Source organism: Streptomyces sp. DSM 110735 (genome assembly GCF_016482685.1).
GTDB lineage: Bacteria > Actinomycetota > Actinomycetes > Streptomycetales > Streptomycetaceae > Streptomyces.
Window position 1 is genome coordinate 348969 of record NZ_JACYHF010000002.1, and the last position, 5003, is coordinate 353971.

Annotated in this window: 4 protein-coding genes; 3 read left to right on the plus strand and 1 reads right to left on the minus strand. The window is 73.4% G+C overall.

The window, feature by feature from the left end; all coding sequences use genetic code 11:
* Positions 1-75 precede the first annotated feature (75 nt).
* Genes IF655_RS04375 through IF655_RS04385 form a run of 3 tightly spaced genes read left to right on the plus strand, consistent with a single transcriptional unit; the run spans position 76 to position 4707 of the window.
* Positions 76-1797 (plus strand): ABC transporter ATP-binding protein, encoded by a 1722-nt coding sequence (locus IF655_RS04375; RefSeq protein ID WP_199582153.1) that lies wholly within the window; start codon positions 76-78, stop codon positions 1795-1797.
* On the plus strand, positions 1794-3623 hold the full coding sequence (locus IF655_RS04380) for an ABC transporter ATP-binding protein (protein WP_199582154.1): 1830 nt from the start codon (positions 1794-1796) through the stop codon (positions 3621-3623). Before IF655_RS04375 ends, IF655_RS04380 begins: the two co-directional genes overlap by 4 nt.
* A 13-nt stretch (positions 3624-3636) precedes the next feature.
* On the plus strand, positions 3637-4707 hold the full coding sequence (locus IF655_RS04385; protein WP_199582155.1) for an iron-siderophore ABC transporter substrate-binding protein: 1071 nt from the start codon (positions 3637-3639) through the stop codon (positions 4705-4707).
* Positions 4708-4777: 70 nt separating this feature from the next.
* Here the strand turns inward: IF655_RS04385 and IF655_RS04390 are convergent, their stop codons facing one another.
* Positions 4778-4981 carry an MbtH family protein gene (locus IF655_RS04390; RefSeq protein ID WP_199582156.1) on the minus strand — a complete coding sequence of 68 codons (204 nt, stop codon included), beginning with the start codon at positions 4979-4981 and terminating at the stop codon, positions 4778-4780.
* Between the last annotated feature and the right edge of the window lie 22 nt (positions 4982-5003).

The window sequence follows — 5003 nt, forward strand, 5'->3', positions numbered from 1 at the left end:
CGTCGAAAGCATTGACGCGGGCGCGCTTACTTAGACTAGCCTTCCCTAAGTTGACCGGTTCCGGAGGGTGGGCTGGTGGGAACAGGGAAGCCGTCGGGGCGGGACGTCCTGGCACATGCCGTCCGGCGTCAGGGGCGCCGCCTCACGCTCGCCGTGCTGCTCGGCGCGGGGCACCAACTGGGCGAGGTCGCCGTGCCGGTGCTCATCGGCGTCGTCGTGGACCGCGCCCTGGCCCGGTCGGACGGACGCCTGCTGGTCCTCTGGCTAGGCGTGCTCGCCGTGGTCTACGTGGCTCTGTCCTGGAGCTTCCGGCTGGGCGCCCGCGCCGGTGAACGCGCCGCCGAGGAAGCCGCGCACGATCTCCGGGTGGCGCTGGTACGCCGGGTCCTGGACGCCCGGGGCGGCGCGGAGACGGGACGGCTGCCCGGCGAGCTGGTCAACGTCGCCACCGAGGACGCCAAGCGGGTCGGTGCGGTCAACATGGCGCTGATGAGCGGCATTTCGGCGTTCGTCGGCGTCGCGGCGGGTGCGGTGGCGCTGCTGTTCGTGTCCGTGCCGCTCGGTCTGATCGTGCTCCTGGGGACGCCCGCGCTGCTGTGGGCCGGGCATCTGCTCGGCAAGCCGCTGGAGCGGCGCAGCGAGGCGGAGCAGGAGCGGGCCGCGCACGCCTCCGGGGTGGCCGCCGACCTGGTCGCCGGACTGCGGGTGCTCAAGGGGCTCGGTGCCCAGCGGGCGGCGGTGGAGCGGTACCGGCGCACCAGCCGCGACTCCCTCGACGCGACGCTGCGGGCGGCTCGCGCCGAGTCCTGGCAGACCGGTCTCGTCCTCGCCCTCACCGGTGTCTTCATCGCGCTGATCGCCCTGGCGGGCGGTCGGCTGGCGCTGAGCGGCGCCATCACGCTCGGGCAGTTGGTCTCCGCCGTCGGTCTTGCCCTCTTTCTCCTGGGGCCACTTGAGGTGTTCGCCTGGGTCAACGCCGAACTCGCGCAGGGTCGCGCCTCCGCCACCCGCGTCGCCGCCGTCCTCGCCGCCGAGCCCGCTGTACCTGCCGTGCCTGCCGCGTCCTCGGGCGACGCGGCTCTGCCGAGCCCGCTCCACGGTGGACTGCGGCTGCGCGACGTACAGCTCGGCAGTCTGGCCGGGGTGGACCTCGACCTGCGTCCCGGCGAGCTGACCGGCATCGCGGTCACGGACCCGGCCGACGCCCAGGCGCTGCTGCGCTGCCTCGCCCGCGAGCGGGACCCGGAGACGGGCGGCATCGAGCTGGACGGCGTGCCGCTGACCGCCCTGGACCCGGCGCTGCTGCGCACGGCGGTCCTGGTCGCGGCGCACGACGCGGCGCTGTTCGAGGGCACACTGGCGGAGAACCTGGGCTCCTGGGCGACCACCGGTCCAAGCCTCGCGCAGCACGACCACGTCCTCACCGCCTCCCGGGCCGACGAGGTCGTCCGCACCCTCCCCCACGGTCCCGCCACCCCCGTCGGCGAAGGCGGGCGCTCCCTCTCCGGCGGCCAGCGACAGCGCGTTCTCCTCGCCCGCGCCCTCGGCGCCGCACCGGACGTCCTGGTCCTTCACGACCCGACAACCGCCGTGGACGCGGTCACCGAAGCCCGGATCGCCCAGGGCGTGCGGGATGTGCGCGGCGGCCGGACCACGGTCCTGGTGACCAACAGCCCCGCCCTGCTGTCCGTCACCGACCGGGTGGTCCTGCTGGCCAGCGGCCGCGTCGAGGCGGAGGGCACGCACGCGGACCTCGTACGGACCCACGCGGCCTACCGGACGGCGGTACTGGCATGACCCTGCCCGAGACAGCTCCGCCCGCACCGGACCCCGACCTCCTGCCCACCGCCACCCCCGCCCGCACCCGCGCCGCCGTACGCGAGCTGCTGCGCCCCCAACGCGCCCTAGCCGCAACAGGGTTCGGGCTGCTGATCGTCTCCACCTCCGTCGGGCTGGCCACCCAGCCACTGCTCGGACGGGTCGTGGACCTGGTGACCGGGCACCGACCGCCGAGCGCGCTCACGGCGCCGGTCGTCGCCCTGGCCGCCGTCGCGGTGGTGCAGGGCGTGACGACCGCGCTCGGCATGGCCCGGGTGTCCCGCCTCGGCGAGACGGCACTCGCCCGGCTTCGCGAACAGTTCGTGGAGCGCGCCCTCTCCCTGCCCCTGGACCGGCTGGAGCGAGCCGGGTCCGGGGACCTCAACTCCCGTGTCACCCGCGACGTTTCCCGCGTCGCCGAAGCGGTCCGCAGCGCACTGCCCGAACTCGCCCGCTCCGCCCTGTCGATCGTGCTGACCCTCGTCGCCCTCGCCGTGCTGGACTGGCGGTTCCTGCTGGCCGCGCTGGTGGCGGTTCCCGTGCAGGCGCACACGGCGCGCTGGTACGTGCGCAACGCCGTGCCGCTGTACGCCCGCGAGCGCGTCGCCACCGGCGCCCAGCAGCAGCAACTCCTCGACAGCATCGGCGGCGCGGCGACCGTACGCGCCCTGCGCCTTGAGGCACCGCATCTGCGCCGGGTGACCGAGCGCTCGCGTGCCGCGGTGGACCTGACCATGCGCGGGGTCGGTCTCGTGCTGCGCTTCTACGCCCGTCTGCACATCGCGGAGTTCGCCGGACTCGCGGCGGTCCTGGCCACCGGCTTCCTGCTGGTCCGCTCCGGTTCGGCCTCCCTCGGCACGGCGACGGCCGCGGCGCTGTACTTCCACAGCCTGTTCGGTCCGGTCAACACCGCGCTCGTCCTCCTCGACGACGCCCAGTCCGCCACCGCCGCGCTCGCCCGGCTGGTCGGTGTCGTGGACGAACTTCCGGCCGAGGAACGGCGAGTTGGGGAGCCGGACGACTCCGATGCGGCTGTCACGGTCGACGCTGTCTCCCACGCCTATCTGCCCGGTCGCCCCGTGCTGCACGACGTCCACCTCACCGTCCACCCCGGCGAGACCGTCGCCCTGGTCGGCACGACCGGAGCGGGCAAGTCGACGCTGGCGAAGCTGGTTTCGGGGCTGCACCGCCCGGACGCGGGACGGATCGAGGTGGGCGGCGCGGAGCCGGACGAGTACGGCCGCTCGGTCGCGCTGGTCACGCAGGAGGTGCACGTCTTCGCCGGACCCCTCGCGGACGACCTGCGGCTGGCCCGCCCGGACGCGACCGACGGGGAGCTGCTGGAGGCGCTGACCGCCGTGGGCGCGCTGGACTGGGCCGAGGCGCTGCCGGAGGGGCTCGCCACGGTGGTGGGCGACGGCGGGCACCGGCTCACCGCCGACCGCGCTCAGCAACTCGCCCTCGCGCGACTGTGGTTGGCCGATCCGCCGGTCGCCGTGCTGGACGAGGCGACGGCGGAGGCGGGCAGTTCGGGCGCCCGGCTGCTGGAGTCAGCCGCCCGGCAGGTGCTCAAGGGGCGGACGGCGATCGTCGTCGCGCACCGGCTCGGGCAGGCGGCCACCGCCGACCGCGTGGTGGTGATGCGCGAGGGCCGGATCGTGGAGGAGGGCCGTCACGAGGAGCTGCTCGCCGCCGAGGGCGCGTACGCGGAGCTGTGGCACGCCTGGTCCGCTCAGCGCCCCGCGTCCCCCGACCACTCCCCCGCCCAGGAACCCCCCGCACCGACCGACCGTTCACGACCGTAAGGATGATCACTCGATGGCCCGTGCCCGTAGAGCCACCCGGCTGACCGGACTGCTCACCTCCGTACTCCTGCTCGTCGGCGCGGCCGTCGCGTGCGGCTCCTCCTCCGACGACGACCACGCGGGGTCGTCCGGCGGTTCGGGCGCGTCGGCGTCGAGCGGCGCCTTCCCCGTCACCATCGCGCACAAGTTCGGCACCACGACGATCAAGTCCGAGCCCCAGCGGATCGTCACCGTCGGTCTGACCGACCAGGACGCGGTGCTCGCCCTCGGCAAGGTGCCCGTCGGCACGACCGAGTGGGTGGGCGGGTACAAGGGTGCCGTCGGACCCTGGGCCACCGGCAAGCTGGGCTCGTCCCCCGCGCCGACCGTCCTCAAGGACACCGGCACCGGACCGCAGGTGGAGAAGATCGCCGCGCTCAAGCCGGACCTCATCCTGGCCCTGTACTCCGGGCTGACCAAGTCCCAGTACGCGAACCTGTCGAAGTTCGCCCCGGTGGTGGCGCAGCCCAAGCAGTACAACGACTACGGCATCCCCTGGCAGCAGCAGACCGAGGAGATCGGCAAGGCGCTCGGCAAGCCGGCCGAGGCGAAGCGCCTGGTCGAGGGCGTGCAGGACAAGTTCGCGGCGGCCAAGAAGGCGCACCCGGACTTCGCGGGCAAGACCGCCGTGATGGCGACGCCGTACCAGGGCGTCTTCGTCTTCGGCAGCCAGGACCCGCGCTCACGCCTCCTGGCGGACCTCGGCTTCTCGCTGCCGAAGGACCTGGACAAGCTGATCGGCGACCAGTTCGGCGCCAACATCAGCAAGGAGCGGTACGACCTGCTCGACCAGGGTGTGGTGGTGTGGATCGCGCCCGACACGACCTCGTCGGTCACCAAGCTGCACAAGAACCCGCTGTACGGCGACCTGAAGGTGGTCGAGCAGGGCCGTGAGGTCTTCGTCAAGGAGAGCAGCGACTACGGCAACGCGGTGTCCCTGTCGACCGTGCTGAGCATTCCGTACGTCCTCGACCGGCTGGTGCCGCAGCTCGACCAGGCGGTGGACGGCAAGGCGTCGACCAAGGTGGAGCAGCCGGCGTCCTGAGCGATCCCGGTCAGCGCGGAAGGGGCGCCTCCCCGGTCCGGGGGCGCCCCTTCCCCATGCCTGCCGCCCCTCAGGACCGCTCGATCAGGCTCTTGGGTCGCAGGTCCGTCCAGTGGGTCTCCACGTAGTCCAGGCACTCCTGGCGTCCGGCCGGTCCGTGCGCGACCTGCCAGCCCGCGGGTACGTCGGCGAAGTCGGGCCACAGGCTGTGCTGGCCCTCGTCGTTGACGAGGACGGAGTAGACGCCGTCGGGGTTCTCGAACGGGTTGGTCATGGGATGCCTTTCCGGGTCGGGG